The 400-nt window shown below is 44.0% G+C and carries 2 protein-coding genes; both read right to left on the bottom strand.

Annotation, left to right across the window (positions count from 1 at the left end; all coding sequences use genetic code 11):
• Nucleotides 1–194: hypothetical protein (locus HX793_RS31135; RefSeq protein ID WP_218646227.1), on the bottom strand; the 194-nt coding region annotated here is incomplete at its 3' end.
• Nucleotides 195–202: 8 nt separating this feature from the next.
• Nucleotides 203–400 (bottom strand): hypothetical protein (locus HX793_RS31130; RefSeq protein WP_218646226.1); only part of this gene is annotated, 198 nt, incomplete at its 5' end.

Here is a 400-nt window from a genome sequence, read left to right as displayed (position 1 = left end):
TATTCAACAGTATTGACTTGTTCCTTCCCTTGTCGTTGATTATTCGTAGGGTTTACTTCAGTAGCACTTGGCAGCTTGCCATTATCCCTCTTTTGCTGATCTGCAGCCATTTGACCTATTTGTCTTTCCATATTTGCGATGGCTTTTGCATTTGCTTGAGATTGTTGTTGAGTCGCAGTGACCATGTCATACATTTTTGATATCATCTCTTCTTGGGTCCCTGGGGCGTTGTTGGCAGTGTTGGTGGGCCCCCTGTTGTTGTTGTTGTTTCCGTTGTTTGCAGGCTGCTGGTTTCTAGGCTGACTATTTGATTGATTCTGATAATTGTTCTGCCTGAAATTTTGTTGCTGTCCTTGGTTGTATGGCCTGTAGGGTCGTCCATTATTGTGCTGACCTTGAC

Source organism: Pseudomonas reactans, from assembly GCF_013387025.1.
Taxonomy (GTDB): Bacteria; Pseudomonadota; Gammaproteobacteria; order Pseudomonadales; family Pseudomonadaceae; genus Aquipseudomonas; species Aquipseudomonas reactans.
This window is presented reverse-complemented; position numbering and strand designations above follow the sequence as displayed.